This window comes from Streptomyces sp. NBC_01296 (genome assembly GCF_035984415.1).
GTDB lineage: Bacteria > Actinomycetota > Actinomycetes > Streptomycetales > Streptomycetaceae > Streptomyces.
The window spans coordinates 143,346-161,993 of record NZ_CP130720.1 but is presented as its reverse complement, the minus strand read 5'-3'; the positions used below and the strand labels follow the sequence as shown (position 1 = coordinate 161,993).

General features: G+C 69.7%; 15 protein-coding genes and 1 pseudogene. 6 read left to right on the top strand and 10 right to left on the bottom strand.

Annotation, left to right across the window (positions count from 1 at the left end; genetic code table 11):
- The first annotated feature begins 459 nt into the window (after positions 1-459).
- Entirely contained in the window at positions 460-1,200 is a 741-nt protein-coding gene (locus OG299_RS00735) for a class I SAM-dependent methyltransferase (RefSeq protein WP_327364418.1), read from the top strand.
- Between the two features lie 256 nt (positions 1,201-1,456).
- Here OG299_RS00735 and OG299_RS00730 read toward each other — a convergent pair whose 3' ends face one another.
- From OG299_RS00730 to OG299_RS00715, 4 genes are all read right to left on the bottom strand, one after another.
- Positions 1,457-1,819, bottom strand: a complete 363-nt coding sequence (locus tag OG299_RS00730; protein ID WP_327360009.1) for a cupin domain-containing protein — start codon at positions 1,817-1,819, stop codon at positions 1,457-1,459.
- Positions 1,820-1,839: 20 nt separating this feature from the next.
- Entirely contained in the window at positions 1,840-3,348 is a 1,509-nt protein-coding gene (locus OG299_RS00725; RefSeq protein WP_327360008.1) for an amidase, read from the bottom strand.
- A complete protein-coding gene (locus OG299_RS00720; protein ID WP_327360007.1) occupies positions 3,345-4,316 on the bottom strand; it encodes an NAD(P)H-dependent flavin oxidoreductase in 972 nt (323 codons plus the stop codon). Before OG299_RS00720 ends, OG299_RS00725 begins: the two co-directional genes overlap by 4 nt.
- Positions 4,317-4,447: 131 nt before the next feature.
- The gene (locus OG299_RS00715; protein WP_327360006.1) at positions 4,448-5,722 is read right to left on the bottom strand and encodes an NAD(P)/FAD-dependent oxidoreductase; all 1,275 of its coding nucleotides are present in this window, start codon (positions 5,720-5,722) and stop codon (positions 4,448-4,450) included.
- A gap of 117 nt (positions 5,723-5,839) precedes the next feature.
- Between OG299_RS00715 and OG299_RS00710 the strand changes: the two genes are divergently transcribed.
- Entirely contained in the window at positions 5,840-8,518 is a 2,679-nt protein-coding gene (locus tag OG299_RS00710; protein WP_327360005.1) for an ATP-binding protein, read from the top strand.
- Positions 8,519-8,720: 202 nt separating this feature from the next.
- Here the strand turns inward: OG299_RS00710 and OG299_RS00705 are convergent, their stop codons facing one another.
- Positions 8,721-8,981, bottom strand: coding sequence for a hypothetical protein (locus OG299_RS00705; protein ID WP_327360004.1), 261 nt, complete (start codon positions 8,979-8,981; stop codon positions 8,721-8,723).
- Between the two features lie 316 nt (positions 8,982-9,297).
- Entirely contained in the window at positions 9,298-9,798 is a 501-nt protein-coding gene (locus OG299_RS00700; RefSeq protein WP_327360003.1) for a tyrosine-type recombinase/integrase, read from the bottom strand.
- Positions 9,799-9,881: 83 nt separating this feature from the next.
- Between OG299_RS00700 and OG299_RS00695 the strand changes: the two genes are divergently transcribed.
- The 3 genes and pseudogenes from OG299_RS00695 (at position 9,882) to OG299_RS00685 (ending at position 12,035) form a co-directional block, all read left to right on the top strand.
- The gene (locus OG299_RS00695) at positions 9,882-10,730 is read left to right on the top strand and encodes an IS5 family transposase (RefSeq protein ID WP_327360002.1); all 849 of its coding nucleotides are present in this window, start codon (positions 9,882-9,884) and stop codon (positions 10,728-10,730) included.
- Between the two features lie 542 nt (positions 10,731-11,272).
- A pseudogene (locus OG299_RS00690) lies at positions 11,273-11,800 on the top strand (MFS transporter); the annotation flags it as partial.
- Between the two features lie 106 nt (positions 11,801-11,906).
- The gene (locus OG299_RS00685; RefSeq protein WP_327360001.1) at positions 11,907-12,035 is read left to right on the top strand and encodes a hypothetical protein; all 129 of its coding nucleotides are present in this window, start codon (positions 11,907-11,909) and stop codon (positions 12,033-12,035) included.
- 68 nt (positions 12,036-12,103) lie between these two features.
- Here the strand turns inward: OG299_RS00685 and OG299_RS00680 are convergent, their stop codons facing one another.
- From OG299_RS00680 to OG299_RS00670, 3 genes are all read right to left on the bottom strand, one after another.
- Positions 12,104-13,894 (bottom strand): virginiamycin B lyase family protein, encoded by a 1,791-nt coding sequence (locus OG299_RS00680; protein ID WP_327360000.1) that lies wholly within the window; start codon positions 13,892-13,894, stop codon positions 12,104-12,106.
- Positions 13,895-14,340: 446 nt separating this feature from the next.
- Positions 14,341-15,321, bottom strand: a complete 981-nt coding sequence (locus OG299_RS00675) for a tyrosine-type recombinase/integrase (protein ID WP_327359999.1) — start codon at positions 15,319-15,321, stop codon at positions 14,341-14,343.
- Between the two features lie 908 nt (positions 15,322-16,229).
- Entirely contained in the window at positions 16,230-17,462 is a 1,233-nt protein-coding gene (locus OG299_RS00670; protein ID WP_327364417.1) for an IS701 family transposase, read from the bottom strand.
- 168 nt (positions 17,463-17,630) lie between these two features.
- On the opposite strand from OG299_RS00670, the gene OG299_RS00665 reads away from it, so the two are divergent.
- A complete protein-coding gene (locus OG299_RS00665) occupies positions 17,631-18,035 on the top strand; it encodes a type II toxin-antitoxin system PemK/MazF family toxin (protein ID WP_327359998.1) in 405 nt (134 codons plus the stop codon).
- Between the two features lie 153 nt (positions 18,036-18,188).
- Here OG299_RS00665 and OG299_RS00660 read toward each other — a convergent pair whose 3' ends face one another.
- Complete coding sequence (locus OG299_RS00660) at positions 18,189-18,569, bottom strand: hypothetical protein (protein WP_442817466.1); 381 nt, start codon at positions 18,567-18,569, stop codon at positions 18,189-18,191.
- Between the last annotated feature and the right edge of the window lie 79 nt (positions 18,570-18,648).

The window sequence follows — 18,648 nt, the reverse complement described above, 5'->3', positions numbered from 1 at the left end:
GGGCCAGCGGCGTCGCCCGGCTTTCGGAGCGAGGGCTCGGTGGGCGCGGTAAGGAGGACTTACGAAACGGTTCCGCACAAGCCGGCGGGGAGGTGGACGGGGCTTCCGATTCCCCTATCTACGACGCATTGGGCGGTTGCGGCTTCAGCGGGACCGGGAACCGCCCGAGCGTCGCCCGGGGCCTTCCGCATGCGAGGAAGCTCTTTGACCGGGGTGGCATCGGTCCGTGCTGAGGCCAGGGGAGGGTCTGGCCACGGCGAATGTGCGACCCGCATTGGATCTCGTCTTGGCCGGCGCTCTCGGCCGGGCTGCGAGGGGGCGGGGGCCCGTGCATGCTGGTTTGAGGCGGTCGGGTGTCGGGCCCGCCGGGCCGGCCGTCCGGGATGAGGGTGAACGCCGGTGTGGGGCGAAGGGCAAGCGTACGAGCCGTACATCGGGCGGTGGAGCCGGCAGGTGGCGATGGAGTGCGTCCGCCGGCTGGACATTACGGCGGGCAGTGACTGGCGGGACATCGGCTGCGGGACGGGTGCCGTCACGCGGGCGGTCTTGGACGTGGCCGGCCCCCGGCGAGTGGTGGGAGTCGAGCCGTCGGACGGCTACGTCCGGTACGCCCGGCAGCACGTCACGGATTCCCGGGCCCAGTTCGTACGCGGCGATGCGATGAGGCTGCCGTTCCCGGATGGCCGGGCGTCGGTGGCGGTCAGCGGCCTGGTCCTCAACTTCGTTCCTGCTCCCGGGCAAACGGTCGCCGAGATGGCCCGCATTGTGCGCCCCGGCGGCACGGTCGCCGCGTACGTCTGGGACTACACCCAGGGAGGCATGGAACTCATCCGCTACTTCTGGGAAGCCGCCGTCTCCCTGGACGAGGGCAGCCGGAAGCTGGACGAGGCCCTGCGGTTCCCCTTGTGCGCGCCCGGGCCGTTGGGCGAGCTGCTGCGGTCGGCCGGGCTGGCGGACGTGGAGGTCGACGAGATCGACATCCCTACACGCTTCAGGGATTTCGACGACTACTGGGCCCCGTTCCTGGGCGGGCAAGGGCCTGCCCCGTCGTACCTCGCTTCACTGTCGCAGAAGGGGCAGAACGCGTTGCGCGAGCGTCTGCGAGCCGGCGTCCCCACCGAGGCCGACGGCTCGATCGCCCTCACCGCACGCGCCTGGAACGGCCGGGGAAGACGCCCGACCGCTGAAGCCAGGCCGTAGCCCTCTCGCTGGCCACACGCAGGCATCTGGCGGGTGACGCCCGCGCGGGGAGGCTGCCGCATCCGTGGCGTAACCCGGGGGGAGTCTCAGGCGTTGATCACGGCATGGCGGCCGAGGGCTCCGTGGTTTTGGGGTGTACCGCAAACCACTCAGTACGCGCCGTCCCAGCCAGCCGCGACGGGGTACCAACCGACGTTCCCGCTGCGTGCGCGGGCCTGGGCCGTACGGGGCTGGTGTGGAGCACTAGCGGGTCGGGTCAGCCCTGTGCCTTGATGTGGTCGATGACGGTGGTGAAGGCTTCGGTGGGTGAGAAGTCCACGTATTCGCAGTCCTCGAGTGCCACGGGGGCGTGCCCGGGCGGCCAGTAGAAGGCCTGGCCCGCTTCGTAAATCTCCTCCCCGTCCTTCGTCACCATCTTCAGCCGCCCTTTGAGCATGTAGCCCCAGTGAGGGCAGGCGCAGAGGCCGTCGGGCAGGCCGGTCAGGGCCGGCCTCATATCAGCGCCCTGCGGAAACCGGACGAAGGCCACGGACAGGTCTTCTCCGATCGCTTGCGTACGGAGTTCGACGCCTCCGCCTTCGATCACGATCGGTGTGTCTTCCCGCGTCGTCGCCGTCATGGCCGTCTCCATTCGCTGGGCTACGGGGAGTGTCCTGCTTCCAGGCTGGCCCCGGCGGCCGGATCGTGCCACGTCGGCGTGGCGGGTTGGTCCGGGCTGCGGTCGGCCCAGGGGCGGGCTTGTTCGAGCTGGGCTGCGAGGCGGAGGAGGGTTGCCTCGTCGCCGACGCGGCCGAGGAAGTGGACGCCGATGGGCTGGCCGCTGCCGGACCAGTACAGGGGTACGGACATGGCGGGGGCGCCGGTGATGTTGGCGACGACGGCGGGGAAGGCGACGAAGGGGGCGCTCCGTTCGGCGGCGCGCAGTGGTTCGTCCTCTGTGGAGGTCATCTCGCCCAGGAGGAGCGGTGGTTGGGCGAGGGTCGGAGTGAGCCAGGTATCGAAGCGGCTGAGGAACCGGTCGGCGGTGCGGGCGAAATGCTGGAGTGTGGTGACGGCGAGGAGGTAGTCGCCTCCGGTGACGTGCAGGCCGTGTTCCCAGTACGCCCGGGTGAGGGGTTCGAGCTCGTCGGGGCGGGGTTCGCGGCCGAGTTCGCGGATCCAGTAGGCGAGGATCCAGGACACGCCGGCGCCGTATACGGTGCCGATGGCGTCACCGACGTCCGGTGTGAGGCCGGGCAGGTCGGCTTCGACGAGTTTGTGGCCCAGCCCGGCGAGGAGCCCGAGGGCGTCGTCCAGGGCCGCGAGGCAGTCGGCGTGCACGGGGTGGCCGTCCGCCGGGCGCCTGCTGAACGCGATCCGCAGGCGGCCCGGTTCGTGGCGGACCTGGTCGGCGAAGGGTCCCGGAGCTGTCGGGGCCGGGTAGGGGTCGCCCGGCTCGGGCCCGGCGACGGCGTCAAGCAGTGCGGCGGAGTCCCGTACGGAACGGGTCAGGGCGTGTTCGCAGGCCCATCCGCCGAAGGCGTCCCCGTAGGCGGAGCCGAGCGGCACCCGGGCGCGGTTGGGTTTGAGGCCGAACAGCCCGCAGCAGGAGGCGGGGAACCGGATGGAGCCGCCGACGTCGTTGCCGTGTGCCGCGGGGACCATCCGGGCGGCGACGGCGGCGGCGGATCCGCCGCTGGAGCCGCCGGTGGTCCGGGTGGTGTCCCACGGATTGCGGGTCGGCCCGTACAGGACGGACTCGCAGGTCGGGCTCATGCCGAATTCCGGTGTGGCGGTCTTGCCGAGGATGACGAGTCCGGCGGCGCGCAGCCTTCGTACGAGCTCCTGGTCGTGCCGTGAGACGTGGTCGCGCAGGAAGACCGATCCCTCGCAGAAGCGGACGCCCTCCTGCTCGGTGACGAGGTCTTTGAGCAGGTACGGGACTCCGGTGAACGGGCCGTCCGGGAGACCGGCCCTGACCTGGTCCAGGGCCCGCTCGAATACCGGTGTGACGACGGCGTTCAGTTGCGGGTCGAGAGCCTCGATACGGGTGACGGCCGCCGTGACGAGGTCCTCGGCCGTGGCTTCTCCGGTACGGACGAGCTGCGCCTGGGCGGTGGCGTCGAGCGCGGTCAGGGTCTCCACGTCTCCGGGACCGAGGGCCGTCATGGTTCCGGTCCGATGGCGCGGGCAGCTGCCGCCAGCGCCGCCTCGGCTTCCTTTACGGTCCGGCGGACGATCTCGCCGGCGGGCAGGATCTCGTGCACGAGGGCGGTCGACTGGCCGGTGAAGGGGAGGTACTCTTCGCCGCCGCCGGCAAGGATCGCGGCCATCACGCGGGGCACGGTCTCTGCGGGGTCCACCTGCTCGGGGTGCTCGCGCAGGGCGTCCACGAGGGGGGTGCGAAGGCAGCGCGGCACCCCGGCACTGCCGGGGAGGTTGAACGGCGGCAGGATCCGCTCACTGCCCACGGCCTTCACCGCGTCCGAGGCGGCGGACTCAAGGATCCGGCTCTTCCACGCCTGCGACACGCTCATCTCCTCCGACGCGAGGAAGCGCGTCCCCATCAGCACACCCTGCGCGCCCAGTGCCAGCGCCGCGGCCAGGCCACGGCCGTCGGCGATCCCGCCGGCCGCGAGGACGGGTACCTCGCCCGCCATGTCGACGATGTCCGTGACCATCACCATCGTGCCGACATCCCCACCCTGCCCGCCGGCCTCGCCGCCCTGCGCGACGATCACATCCGCTCCGGCCCGGAGAGCCTCGTCGGCCTGACTGCGGCTGGAGACCTGCTGGATCCAGAGGATGCCGGCATCGTGCGCCCGGGCGATCAGGGCGGGCGGTACCGCCACGTGGATGGAGATCGCTGCCGGCCGCTCCTCGATCGTGGCCTGGAACGCCTCCTCGTCAAGGGGGCGGCTCGTGTGATTGATCGCGAACGGCCGGTCGGTGAGCTGCCGCAGCCGAGCCCACTGCTCCTTCAGTTCCGGGAGGGGCCGCACCGCCGTGCCGAGGCTGCCGAGCCCACCGGGCCGGCACACTGCGGCCGCGAGATCGACCTCGTCCCAGGGGCCGAAGGCCGCGCAGATGATCGGGGCATCGATACCGAGGAGGCGGCATACAGGGGTGGTCAGCATCAGGACCTCCAGCGGGCTCGCGACAGTCCTCGCGGCGAGCGGCCATGGCACATGCCTCTCGGCCCCATCATTCCGTACGCCGCCGTCCCGAGCCTGGTGAAGAACCCGGTCATGATCGGCGTAGGCCGCTGTCAGCAGGGCCCCGTGGGTTGCCGGGCGGGGGCAGCCGGGCGTCGTCCCCGCAGTTTGGGCGCCCGGGACCCGACCGCGGCCTGGATCATGACCTTGGGGTTCAGCAGTACCGATGGGGGCGCTGCCCGCATCGCGAACGCGGTGAGCCGACGGGAAATGTCCGGGTCGGACACGGCTGCCGTGCGGATCGCCCGCTGGAGCGAGCTGGGTGGCCTGGCGAGTGCCTCCCGCCGGCCGAGAGCGTCGTACGTGTCGATGAACCGGTGTGCCTGGCGGTAGTCGCGCAGCGCGCGGTGCAGGTCCCGGCCCTGGGCCAAGGGCTCGGCGGTCGCGTCGGTCAGCCACGTGGCACTGCGGAACGCCCAGCCGCAGCCCACGGCCGGAACCGGGTCCGAGGCGGTGGCGGCATCGCCGATCAGGGCCAGCCCGGGCCGCGGTGTGGGGTCTCGGCGTATGCACGGGTAGTCGGTGGTGCCGATGAGGTTCGACACCTGCCGGGCGCCGACGAGGGAGGGCCCGTCCGGCAGGCACCCGACGAACCGGTCGAAGGCGCCTTGCCGCTCGGTGGTGAACTCGGGGAGCCGGTCCTTCGCCGGGAAGACACCCACCTGGGTGAGCCCGTCGTCGACACGGATGCAGACGGCGACGTCCCGGCCCACGCGCCAGACCTGGCCGTCGCCGGGGCCGTTCATCGTCGCGCCCTCGTAGTAGGTCCAGAAGAGGAAGCGCTCGTTCGGGGCGTGGTCCTCGGGGACCTCGGCGAGCCGTGCGACGGCGGAGTGGTGGCCGTCCGCGCCGACGACGAGGCGGGCGCGGAGTTCGGTGCGCTCGGCCTCGCCGTTCGCGGTGACCACCCCCCGTACGCCGCCTGCGTGGTCCTGGAGGAGGTCGACGACGCGGTGTCCCGGCATGAGGTCCACGCCCGGGGTCGCGGCGGCGATCTCCCGCAGCAGGGGGTCCAGCTTGCTGCGGCGCAGGCTGATCGCCGGCGGAACCGCACTGTCCGGCCGGGGGACGATCCAGCCGTGCTCCGTCCACATGCTGAGTCCGCTCGTCACGGCCGCGCCGTGCGTGACCAGGGGCTGCCAGAAGTCCAGTCGCTGCAGGACGTCGTGCGTGCCGCCGAGTACGAAGTGGCCGCACAGTGTCTTGTGCGCCTGAGGGCTGCGATGCCGTTCGACGAGTGCCACGCGAAGCCCGGCCCGGCCGTACGCCGTGGCCGCCGTGCAGCCCGCGATGCTCGCGCCGACAATGATCACGTCGTAGTCGTCCATGACTGCCTCCGCCGCTGCGTTCGTTCCGTTCCTTCGGTCATGACGCAGCATGCGCAGCCGGGCCGGCTGCGGACATCGGTAGCCGCTACCCAACCTTGTGGCGGCAGCCTGCCTACCATGGACAAGGTGACGGTCGGCCCCTGCACGCTCGAGGAACGGGACGGCGAGATCGTGTCGCTGACCCGCTGGTGGCGTGAGGCGTGCGCCGGCACCGGACGGCTCGTTCTCGTCGGCGGTGACGCGGGGGCGGGCAAGACCGTCCTGGTCGAGGAGTTCTGCCGGGGGCTGGGTGACGTGCGCCTGCTCCGGGGCAGCTGCGAACCCCTCACCACGCCCCTTGCACTCGGTCCGCTCCGCGACATGGCCCACAGCCTGTCGCCGCCGCTGCGCCGGAACCTCACCGGCCAGGCCGATCCGGTGGAAGCGCGCCGCCTGATGCTCGACGAGTTGCGGGGCGGCGGCGACCCCACCCTCGTGGTGCTCGACGACGCGCACTGGGCCGATGAGGCCACGCTGGACCTGCTGCGTTTCCTGGGCCGCCGCATCGAGGCTTGCCCGGCCATGCTCGTCGTCGTCTACCGGCAGGACGAAGTGGGGGCACGCCACCCCCTGCGCGTCCTGGCCGGGGACCTCGCGGCCCTTCCCGTCGTACGCCGACTGACGGTGCCGATGCTGTCGGAGGCGGCCGTGGCACGGCTTGCGGCGGGGACGGATATCGACCCTGCCGAGCTGTACCGCCGTACGGGCGGCAATGCGTTCTTCGTGATCGAGGTCCTGGGGGATGGCCGGGCCACCGTTCCGCCTACGGTCCGGGATGCGGTGCTTGCTCGCGCCGCCCGCCTGGAGCCGGGTGCGCGGGAGGCGCTCGATGCCCTTGCCTGTCTCGGGACCCGGGTAGCCCCGTGGCTGGTGGAGGCGGTTTCGGGCCGGGCGGGCGACGACCTCGACGCCTGCGTGGACGGTGGGCTGGTCGCCGCCGATGACGGTGCGGTCGCGTTCCGGCACGAGCTGGTCCGAGTCGCGGTCATGGAGGCGATCCCGCCGGGACGCGCGGCGGCCCTGCACCGGCGCGCACTGGCCGTACTCGGTGCACGGCCGCCCGGCGAAGTGGAACCGGCGCGGCTCGCCGATCACGCAGAGCGGGCCGACGACCGGGCCGCTGTGCTCGCCTATGCGCCCCTCGCGGCACAGCGGGCGTCCACGCTGGGGGCTCACACGGAGGCCGCAGCGCACCTTCGCCGTGCGCTCGACGTGTTCCGGGACGGGCGGCCGGACGCGGACCGGGCCGGGCTCCTGGAGGAACTCGGCCGGGAGTGCCATCTCGCCGACGACCTCGACGGCGCCCTGCGCGCCCGGCAGGAGGCCGTCGAGGCGTGGCGGGAGGTCGGCGACGACCGTCGGCGGGGCGGGGCGCTGGTCGGGGTGGCGATCACCGCGGCGCACCTGGCCCGGGAGATCCCGCTCGGGGAGAAGGCCTGCGACGAGGCACTCGCGCTGCTGGCGGGGCAGCCGCCGGGGCCCGAGTACGCACTCGCCTGCGCCATCCGCGCGAAGCTCTCCGCAATGGCGTTCCGCAACGCTGACGCGGTCACCTGGGGCGAGCGGCTCCTGGCCACGGCCGGCGAGGGCACCGGACCGCTGGATCGGGCGCTCGCGCTGTTGTCGATCGGTATCGGCCGCGCGCAGGACGGCGACGTGTCCGGCCTCGACCTGATCGGGGAGAGCGTCCAACTGGCGCGCGAGGCATCCGCACTCGATCAGGCCGGACTCGGCTACTTCTGGCTCCAGCTGATCTGCGTGACCCGCCGCTGGTACCAGGAGGCCGAGCGATGCTACGGGGAGGCCCTCTCCTTCACCGACGATCACGGGCAGGAAGTCTGGCGCCAATGGCTGCGCGCCTTCCGGTCGCGGGCGCTGCTCGACCAGGGCCGGTGGGACGAGGCCGAGGCGCTCGCCTCGGAGGTGCTGCGCACAGCGGGCGTGGAAGACGGACGCAAGATGATCGCCATGGTGGTGCTGGGCAGGCTGCGCTCCCGCCGAGGTGACGCCGATCCCCGCCCCCTGCTGACCCGGGTCCGTTCGGTCATGGCCACCGCTGACCCGGTCGTCGGCTGGATCATCGGCTCCACTCCGGCGCTGGCGGAAGCCGCGGCGCACACCGGCGACCTCGATCAGGTACGCACGCTGGTCACCCCTGCCCTGGCCGCCGCCGCGGCGCAGGGCGAGCCGTGGCTCCTCGGTGAGCTGGCCTACTGGCTCTCGCGCGCCGACGGACCGGCCACTGTCCCGGCGCAGACGGCAGGACCGTACCGGCTCCAGCTGTCGGGGCGCCCGCGCGAGTCGGCAGAGCGTTGGCAGGAGATCGGCTGCCCCTACGAGGCCGCGCTCGCGCTCGCCGACACCGATGACGAAGGGATGCTGCGCGAGGCACTCGCGGCCTTCGACCGCCTGGGAGCACGGCCTATGCGCGACATCACAGCGCGCCGCCTGCGCCGACTCGGGGTGCGCGACATCCCCAGACGCCTTTCCCGCGCTGCCGGCCCGGACGGACTGAGCATCCGCGAACAGGAGGTACTCACCCTCTTGGCCGACGGACTCCGCAATGCCGAGATCGCCGACGAACTGTTCCTGTCGCGACGCACCGTAGAGCACCACGTCGCCGCCGTGCTGCGCAAGCTCGACATGGCGAACCGGTCGGAAGCCGCTCGATACGCCCGGCGAAACGACGTGACCGCTCGCCGCCCCACCGTGCCCCCGTCGCCCCGGACATCGCCGTCCGACAGTCACGAGCTGTAGTGAAGTGCGGTGCCGGCCGCAGCTGATTTTCCTCGCCTCCACGACCCGCAGTTGTGCCAGCCGCGTCCGGCCTGTGCAAGGCGCCGAGGACTTGCACGCCACCCGATCCAACAGAAAGCGCCTCTGCCCGCAAGGCCGCGCCCGAGAAACACACGGCATGGTCGGGCATCACTGCGCCCGGCGTGGTAGCGGCGGGTGTCGGTCAGTCGAGGAGCTGTGTCCTGATCAGGTACCCGGCCTGATCGGACAACTCCGTGCGCCGGGTCTGTTCGTCGGCGATCTCGATTTCCCTGCGCAGCGCCAGTTCGGTGCGCAGCACCGTCGTCCGGGGGATCGGCACCCGTTGGCCGGGCTTCTCGGTGAACGGCTGCAGTTCTCCGGCGAGGGCGTGGGCATCGGCGGACGTGCCACGACGCAGGGAGAGGAACACTCGGGCGAGCCAGTCCGCGGGGATCTGAACCATGAAGTCAGACATGCCGGTACAACGACGGGCTCACGTAGCCCGTGGCGCTCAATCGCCCGTCCGGCCGAGTGCCCCGGAGAGACCGGAACCATCGGAGCCTGCCGGCCGACGGCCCCTGGGCCGACTCCCCGCCCTCGGGCGACGTGACTGAGGCTACGAGGGACGGGGAAACGGCCGCCGCACCCGTCGTTTCCGAACAGCCGTGACACCCGTAGGTGACGCCCCTCGGGGACCAGTTGGGGACCAGCGCCCATGTTGATGGGCGCACTGGGGGTCAAGGGGTCGCAGGTTCAAATCCTGTCGTCCCGACCATGCTTCATGCAGGTCGGAGGCCGTTCTCTCTCACATGGGAGGGCGGCCTTTTCCATGCCCGGGATGCTGGTGGTCGCGGTGTGGTCGCACGCCCGGTTCGGGGCCGGTCCGACATGGTGCTGAACGCGGGCGGGGCGGGGGAGCGGAGCTGGTTGAGGGCTTCGCGGAGGTGCCGGATGTGGTCGCGCGGTGGTCGCAGTCGCTCCATCAAGGTCCGTCGATTGTCGCGTTTCTGGGCCCGGGTGAGGGTGTGGTCGATGGTGTCGACGGCTTCGCGGGCGGCCTGTTGGGTGAGGTGGCTATAGAGGTTCGCGGTGGTCGAGAGGGTGGAGTGCCGGAGCGTCTTCGAAACCACGGTGAGCGGGACTCCAGCGGTGAGGGTGATCGTGGCGGCGAGGTGCCGCAAGCCGTGAACGGTGATGCGGGGAACGCAGGCTTCGTCGGACAGCTTCCGGAGCCGGTCGAGGACGCCCTGAGAGGGCGTTCGATAGGGGATTCCCCCCAACTGTCCGGCTTCTGGCGTGGGAGCGCGGACTTGTTTCGATGATCTCGTAGCGGTAGGGGGTGTGGGGGCGGTATTGGTCGACTGTGACTGAACGACGTGGATATCCCTCGGACCTGAAGGACGATCAGTGGGAGCTCATCGAGCCGATGCTCCTGAAGTGGCGGGCCTCCCGCGCCGAGGGGCGGGAGCCGGTGACGAGCCTGCGCGAGATCGTGAACGCTGTCCTCTACGTTGCTCGGACCGGCATTGCCTGGCGCTACCTGCCGCACGACTTCCCGCCCCACACCACGGTCTACGGCTACTTCAAGGAGTGGGAGCGGGACGGCACGACCGAGGAGATCCACGACACCCTCCGTGACCAACTACGGGCGAAGAAGGGCCGCAGAATCCTGCCCACCGCGGCGATCGTGGACGCCCAGTCGGTGAAAGCCTCCCCGAACGCCCCGGAAGAATCCCAGGGCTTCGACGCAGGCAAGAAGGTCAAGGGCCGCAAGCGGCACATCGCCACCGACACCCTCGGACTCCTCCTCGTTTTGATCGTCACCGCCGCGGGTGTCCAGGACTCCGCCGGCGGCAAGCAGATCCTGGACACCCTCGCCGCCAAGTGGCCCACCGTGACGAAACCCTGGGTCGACGCCGGCTACAACAACGGCGTCGTCAGACACGGCGAAGACCTCGGCATCGACGTCGAAGTCGTCGCCCGCAGCAAGGAACAGAAAGGCTTCGTCGTCCAGCCGATCCGATGGCGCGTCGAGCAGACCTTCGGGATCATGTCCAGGTACAAGCGGCTCCACCGGGACTGCGAGGCGTTACCCGACCGGTCACGCTCGATGATCCACTGGGCCATGGTCAACTCCATGACCACCCGCCTGACCGCCAGCCCGGACAGAACCGGGCAATACCTCCGCCCGAAACCCCTTGCGGAAGCCTAAACCGGTATCGAACACCCTCTGAGGGCGGAGTGTTCGCAGCTTGGTCCGCAACTGGCCCGGATCTTGGTCCGCTTGGGCGGAGGGTGGAAGTGCCGGGCCGGGCCGCACTTGCCGGCAAGCCGTCGTCACTGTGGCGCCAGCACCTTCTATACGACCCTACGTCTCAGGACCGTCGTTCTCGCCGCCGTGGGTGCCAGCACGTAGCTGCTATGGCGGACGGATCCACTGATCCGGGGCAGCGATAGCCAGTGGCGGCACGAGGAAGCCGCGAAAGTCGGCCAGCGCACGCCCGCGGAGGTGGACGTGACGACTGTCGGGGAGTTCGCGGACTTCGTCCTGGGCGAAGCTCGCACGGGAACCCGATGGATGTGCTCGAAGAGTTGGGATTTCCTGTGATCTGCGAGGTCGGCGGCCTCGGAGAGATCACAGACCCCGGCCTGCGGAGCTGGTGGGATCGTCAACTGTGAACGTCCCCTTCCGCCCGTCAGACTGCCCGACATGACTGACGCCGCAACCGCCTGCCGACACCACGACCAGGGCAAGTGGCTCACCCGGGGAGTCAAGGCATCGGCTCGGCCAGCTTCCTCGCCGACGTCGGCCACGAGATCCCGACCGCGCTGCTGCCCTCCCCGCTGACCTCCACGCTCGGCGCTTCCGCCGCTGCGCTGGGGGCGATCGAGGGTATTTCCGACGCGCAGGTGGGGGCGGCCAGGTTCGGTGGCGGCGTCCTCGCAGACGACCCGGCGCGACGGTGGAAGGTCGCTGTCGGCGGGTACGCGACGACCGCGGTAGTGGGCGCGGCAACCGCGGGCGCCACCGCGGAGTGGCAGGTGGTTCTCCGTGCCGCCGCCTGGACCCCACGCGGACTTCAGGTACCCGCCCGCAACGCCCTGCTGGCGGACATCGTCCCGCCCAAGGCGTACGGGCGGGCGTACGAGTTCGAGCGGATTGTGGGCAACCTGGGCGCGATCTTCGGACCCTTCCTCGCGCTGGGCCTGGTCGCCTGGGTCGGCGTCCAGTGGGCGATCGGTCTCTGCGCCATTCCCGGCCTGCTGGCCGCCGGCGCGATCATCTACGCCATCCGCAAGACCACCCGCCCGACCAGCCGGGACAAGGTCCCCCCTCAAGATCCGCATCAAGCCCGTCCTCCGGGGCGATCTCGGCAAACTGCTGGGCGTGGTCGCCGCGTTCGAGGTCGGCAACGTCGCCGCTACCCTGCTGATCCTGCGCGCCTCGGACCTGCTGACTCCCGAACACGGCACGAAGACCGCGACCACGATCGCACTCGGCCATCCCAATTCGTGAGGCCCCAAGAGGATCAACGCCAGTCGAGATCAGGGGGTGCTCCCGGAGCCGGGAGCACCCACTTGGTGTCAGGGGCAGCTGGGGCCAGTGCTGGGGTTGGTGCAGATGTCAGTGCCGGGGCCGCCGTTGTTGGTGTTCGTGCCCGGGCCGCCGTCGAGGTTGTCGTTGCCGTCCTCACCGAACAGGGAGTCGTCGCCGTCTCCGCCCGTCACGGTGTCGTTGCCGGGGGAGCCGTGGAGGATGTCGTTGCCCGAGTCGCCGGCGATCCGGTCGATGCCGGGGCCGCCGGTGATGTTGTCCGCGCCGGGGCCGCCGCAGATGAGGTCGTCGCCGGGGCCGGCGTTGATGGTGTCGTTGCCGTCGCGGGCCAGGATGACGTCGCGCCCGGGCGTTCCGGTGATCTGGTCGTTGCCGGGGGTGCCGGTAATCGTCGGCTGCTCGCCGAAGCACGTGGTCGCCGCGACGGTGGTGGTCTCCGATGCGATGTCGTTGGCCGGGACGGGGTCCGAGACGGCGCCGGCCACCGCTGCCGTGTCGGTGTGGGTCCCCTCGGTCGTGGCCGTCGTGGTGATGGTGCGCGTGGCGCTGTTCCCGGCGGTGAGCGTGCCGATGTCACAGGTGACGACGTCCGGAGTGGTACCGGCGGCGGTGCAGCCGGCGGACGCCGAGGCGAACTGGAGTCCGGCGGGCAGGGTGTCCTTGAGGACGACCCCTTCGGCGGTCTGCGGGCCGTTGTTGGTCGCGGTGAGCGTGTACGTCACGTTCTGCCCCACATCGACGGGGTCGGAACCCGCGTCGGACTTCGTGGCGCCGAGGTCGCCATCGGTCAGGTCGAGACGCCCGATGTAGTTGGCGGTCTCGGCGAACCAGATGTCGTTGTCCGGACCCGTGGTGATGCCCCAGGGGCCGCGCTCCGAGGAAGGCAGGGGGAACTCGGCGATCACACCGGCCGTGCTGATCCGCCCGATCTTCCCGCTGTTGCGCTCGGTGAACCACAGGCTGTCGTCCGGACCTGCGGTGATTTCCTCCGGCTGCCCCGAGGTGGTGGGGATGGGGTACTCGCTGATGGCGCCGACCGTGGAGATCCGGCCGATCTTCTCGCCGCCGAACTCGGTGAACCACAGGGCGCCGTCAGGACCGGCGGCGATTCCGGTCGGGGCGCCGCCGCCCGGAATCGGGAACTCGGTGACCGCGCCGGCGGGCGTGATCCTGCCGATCTGTCCGGCCGCCGTTTCGGTGAACCACAGGTTGCCGTCCGACCCGGCGGCGATACCGTTCGGCTGGCTGTGCCCGGTGGGCACGGCGTACTCGGTGATGGCGCCCGCGGTGGTGATCCGGCCGATCCGGTTGCCGTTCTGCTCCGTGAACCACAGTGCGCCGTCCGGCCCGGACGTGATCCCGGTGAGCTCGCTGAAGGTTTCGGGCACCTGGTACTCGGTGATGGTGCCGCTGAGATCGATCTTCCCGACCTTGTTGGACACAAGGCTCCGCTCGGTGAACCAGACGTTGCCGTCCGGCCCGGTGGTGATGTCGTGCGGGGCGGAGAACTGGGTGGGCACCGGGTACTCGGCGATCATGCTCCCCGTCGGGGTCATCCGCCCGATCTTGTTGCCGTTGGTCTCGGTGAACCACATGTTGCCGTCCGGCCCGGTGGTGATGCCGATCGGCGTGCTGTTCGGTGTGGGGACGGAGTACTCGAAGATGCCGACGGCTGCCTGGGCCTCCGGGGCTCCGGCGGCCAGGGGCAGAGCGGCAGCCATCAGGGTGCCGGCGAAGAACGCCGTAAGTCGGCGTCCCCAACGGGACTTCGGACGCGGGGGCATCCCGTGTCCTGGCGCGCTGCAGGTGGTGGTGGGCATGAGGCGAGCACCTTTCGGTCGCGGTGGAACGCCCCCGTCCTACCAAGCTCCCATCGTTTCTTCAGATGCGGCGGCGCCCGGGGCGCGCCGGATGTCCACTCACCTTTCACCCGATCGGAGCATGGGCGGCCGAAGTGGCGCGAGAGAGGGGGAGCCGACATCGCAAATGCCTGTCCTCCGAGGCGCCCCTGGGGACCAGTTGGGGACCACACGGTGTGCGCGATGACACACGAACGAGCCTCTTGTGCACAACTTGCGCCCCAATCAAGTCTGTTATATCCAGAAAATAACCCCGGACCTCACTCCTGGGGGTCAAGGGGTCGCAGGTTCAAATCCTGTCGTCCCGACTCGAAAGAGTCGCAGATCAGGGGCCGTTTTGGAGCAATCCAAAACGGCCCCTTGATCGTTTTTGGGGACCAGTTGGGGACCAGGGTGGTCAGAGCGGGTCAGACGGCGGCAACGGCCGTGACTGGCAGCGAACGAGGTGCACGGAGCACCACGAGGTGCGCAGACAGCGCGGCGCCAGCTGCCGTGATCTGGCCGGCGTCGGGGTGCAGGTAGCGCTGGGTGGTGGTCAGCGAGCCGTGTCCGGCGATCTTGCGCAGGACGTGAAGCGGGACGCCGGCGACGGCGAACCAGGTCAGTCCTGTGTGGCGCAGGTCGTGCCGTCGTAGGTGTTCGAAGCCGAGCTCCGTGACGACGTCGTCCCAGTGGGTGGCGTCGCGCAGGACCGCGGTGGAGATGCGTCCCCCGCGCGGTCCGAAGAAGATCCGGGCATCGGGATCGTTGCCGACGGCCAGCAGTCGCTGGGCAACCATCGGGCGTACCTCCTCGATGAGGGGTACCTTGCGGGCTCGCTTTCCCTTGGTGCCCTTGTCCACCAGCCCGCCCGGGGCGGGGGTGGTCTGTCGGCGGACGGTCCAGATCCAGTTGTCGGTGTCCTTGACGCGGACTCCGGAGACCTCGCCGATGCGGGCTGCGGTGGAGGCCGCGAACGTGACCACGTCGCCCCAACCCCTGTATTCGCCATACGAGCGGGCCACCAGGGCTTTGGCGAGGGCCTGGAGAGTGTCCCAGTCGGGCAGGGCGAGCGCACGCGGGTCGTTGAGTTCATCCTCGACCAACTGGTACTGGCGTTGCCAGCCGCTGACCCGGGCAGGGTTGACCTTGATGAGCCCGTCTCGGACAGCCTGCTCCATCACGCGAACGAGGACGGCGATGGTGTTCTTGACGGTGGAACGGCTCTGCTCGTCGGCGATCCACCGGTAGACCGTGCGGTCCACAGCGCCGTTGGTGATCATCCGTACCGGGAGATGGCCGAGGGAGGGCACGACGCGCAGACGCCAACCGGCCAGATATGGGTCGAGCGTCTTGAGCTCCAACCCGCGGAGCGCGAGGTCCATGTTCGCGGTGCCGTAGTCGGCCAACAAGCATGGTCGCCAGCGATGGGTTGATGCCTGCCTGGGCCGCCTCGACCAGGGCCGAGATCCACTCCTGGGCTTCGTCCTCGGTCTCTTTGGCCTCGGAGAGGGACTTGCGGGACTTCGTCTCGGGGTCCCACCAGCGCACTCGAGCCCGATAGGGCGAAGGCCGGTTGGGCCGGTATTCGACATTAGCGGTGAGGCGGACGCCAACCGGCACGGCTTCGATGGCGGAAGGAGGTGTCGCTATCGCCATGTCAGGCCGCCTGCGCGGGATCGACACGGCGACTGCGCAGCCAGTGTTCGACATCGATCGCGCTGTACAGGGTGACGCGATCGGACACATGGACGAACGGCGGCCCTTGCAGGGGGCGGCAGTGCGCCAGCGACGGAGCGTGGAGGGATCGACGTTCAAGATGCCCGCGAGTTCATCGGTCGTTAGCCATTTGCCGGTGACCAGATCGGGGGAAACGTTTCGTCCGCTCTTCGCGGATTCCTGGGATGACATGGGGTCCTTGCGATGGCGCAGAACGCCGATCGGGCGAGTCGGTGCAAGAAGCAGGTTGGTCACGCTCCCCTGAGCGAAGGAATGGTGGGACGACGACCATAGGGGGAACGTTTGAAAAGTCCAGCGAAAAGCCACCGGATTCGCACACGGAGAACAACTCCCGCGGCGGTGCTCTCGAGGGTCTGTGGCTCACTGAGTGATCACTGCGCCCAACCGGACCATTCCATCCTGAGGTGGAAGGCGCGTGGCATCCCGTTCGGGCTGTGGCGTCATGTTGGCTTGCTGGAAATGGTCTTGGGCGCCGTGGGCTCCCGCAACAGAGCGGGGTTAGGGATTTCGAGATCGAAGCTGTGCCATCGGACGGCAGATACCTTTCGACTAGTACTCCAGCCGTAGATCGTGATCTTCATGCCTGGGTGGCTTGTCGACGGTAGTGGCTGGCCTGGGATCGGGCCTGGTGGCGGCGCCGCCAGTCGGACCAACCGAGCCGGTGGGCGGCATCGTGGACGGGTCGGACAACGAGTGTGATGAACAGGCGCTGGATCTCGTTGCAGGTGAGCGGAATGAGGGCATCGGGTGCGGGGCGGGTGTGCTCGTCTGCGCGTACGACGGCGAGGAAGGCGTGCGCGAGCATGGCGAGGGTGACCCAGCGGGACCAGGAGGTATAGCGGCGGACCTGGTGCTCGTCGAGTGCGGCCAGGCCCTTGCCCGACTGGAAGAACTCCTCCACCCGCCATCTTGATCCAGCGACTCTGACCAGCACGGTCAGCGGCACGGATGCGGGCGAGTAGCAGCGGTAGTAGGCGAGTTCGCCGGTGCTGCGGTTACGGCGGACCAGCAGCTGACGACTCCCGGGTCGGGGGTCGGCGAGGTCGATGACTGCCCAGTCGTAGAAACGGTGGCCCTTGGCCCCGGCCCCTGCGGAGAGCTTCTGCCAGGCCCGCTTGGGCACCTTCTTGGTCAGGGTGTCCGCACGGAACCTCCCCGCCCCGGTAGTGACTTCGTGCGAGCAGGCCACCGCGAGGACGTAGCCGGTGCCGCGTCCCTCCAATGCGGTTCGCAGCCTGGGGTTGCCGCCGTAGACCTCGTCGCCGGCGACCCATGCGGCCTGGTGGCCGGCGTCCAGGAATCGGGCAACCATACGAGTGGCCAGTTCCGGCTTGGTGGCGAAGGCGGCGTCCTGGCCGAGTCCGGCATCCCGGCAGCGGTCAGGGTCCGAGGTCCATGAACGCGGGACGTACAGTTCCCGGTCCACTGCCGCGTGCCCGCGCCGGCCGGCGTAGACCAGGTAGACGGCGACCTGGGCATTTTCGATCCTGCCCGCGGTACGGGTGTACTGGCGCTGGACGCCGACCGTGTCGGTGCCTTTCTTCACGTCCCCGGTCTCGTCGACCACCAGTACCGCCTGGTCGTCGTGCAGGTGGTCCACCACGTAGTCACACACATCGTCGCGGATCCGGTCGGCGTCCCACTTGGCCCGGCCGAGCAGGTGCTGCATGCCGTCCGGGGTCCTCTCCCCGGCCCATTCGGCGATGGTCCAGCCGTTCTTGCGCGGCAGGTCCGACAGCAGTCCGAGCACCAACTTCCTGACTCGGAACCGGGGTTCGACCCGTGTGAACCGTCCCGCTATCCGGCTCATCAGGCCCTCGAACGCCTCCTGCCAGCGGGCAGGGTCTACGCTGTGACCTGCGGCCACCGCGTGATCGTTTGTCTTCACACACCGATGATCAACGGGTGGCCGCACCCGTCTCCACAGCGCGTCGGGGTCGCGCAGCGTCCGCCCGCCGTTCCTGTGTCAGGAGGACATGTGCAACGTGGTGAAGTCTGGTGGGTGGAGTTCGACGAGCGGCGGCCGGTCGTGCTGCTGTCGGGAGACGGCGCGTCCGGGATCCGGGTGATGCAGGTCGTCGCTCGGGCGGGTGTCGACATCACCGGTCTGGGCGTCGAAGTGGTAGTAGGCGCCGTGGAAGGACTGCCCTTTGAAGGCGTGCTGCGGTTCGCGTTGCCGCGTCCGGGCTTTACCCCTTGCACGTGGCTGACCACCGTGTCCCGGGACGACCTGATCGAGCGAGCGGGCGTTCTGTCCTCCGCGAAACTCAGCGAGATTGAGAACGCCCTCCGTCTCGGTGAGCAGGCGAAGGAGTGGACCCCGGCGGCGACCGCGAAGCTCAGCGAGATAAGGAACGCCCTCCGTCTCGGTGGACTCGGGTAGGCGGAGAAGGAACGGACGCCCGCGACGGCGTGGTCGGTCTCGTCCAGATGATCGACGCTGCCAGCTGTCTCCTCGGCGCCTCTCACGATCGAGATCACGAACTACGGCTGGAGTACTAGGGGGCAAGGAGTGGTGCGGTGGAGCTTCGATCATCTACGCGATCCCCGGTGCTGCGTGACGGCCAGGAGGGGGGCGATCTCGTTGCGGGTTAGCGGGAATCAGGCCGAGTCCCTCGGGTGGTTCGGGCTGTTCGGCTGCCAGGGCGGTGAGAAAGGCGTGGGCAAGCATGGCCAGCACGATCCAGCGGCACCAAGAGACGTAGCGGCGGACCTGGTGCTCGTCTAGGCAGGCCAGCCCTTTGCCGGTTTGAAACGCCTCCTCGACCTTCCAACGAACGCCAGCGGTGCGGATCAGCGCGTTCAACCCGACCGGCGTCGGTGCCCAGCAGCGGTAAAACGCGGTCTCGTCGGTCGTCAGGTTCCGGCGGATCAGCAGATAGCGCTGCCCGACAGTCGGCGGCACGGGTTCGTCCAAGTGCAAGTAGGCCCGCTGATACCAGCGGGGCCTCTTCGCGCCTGCCCCGACCGGTCGGGTCTGTCAGCAATGCTCGGGC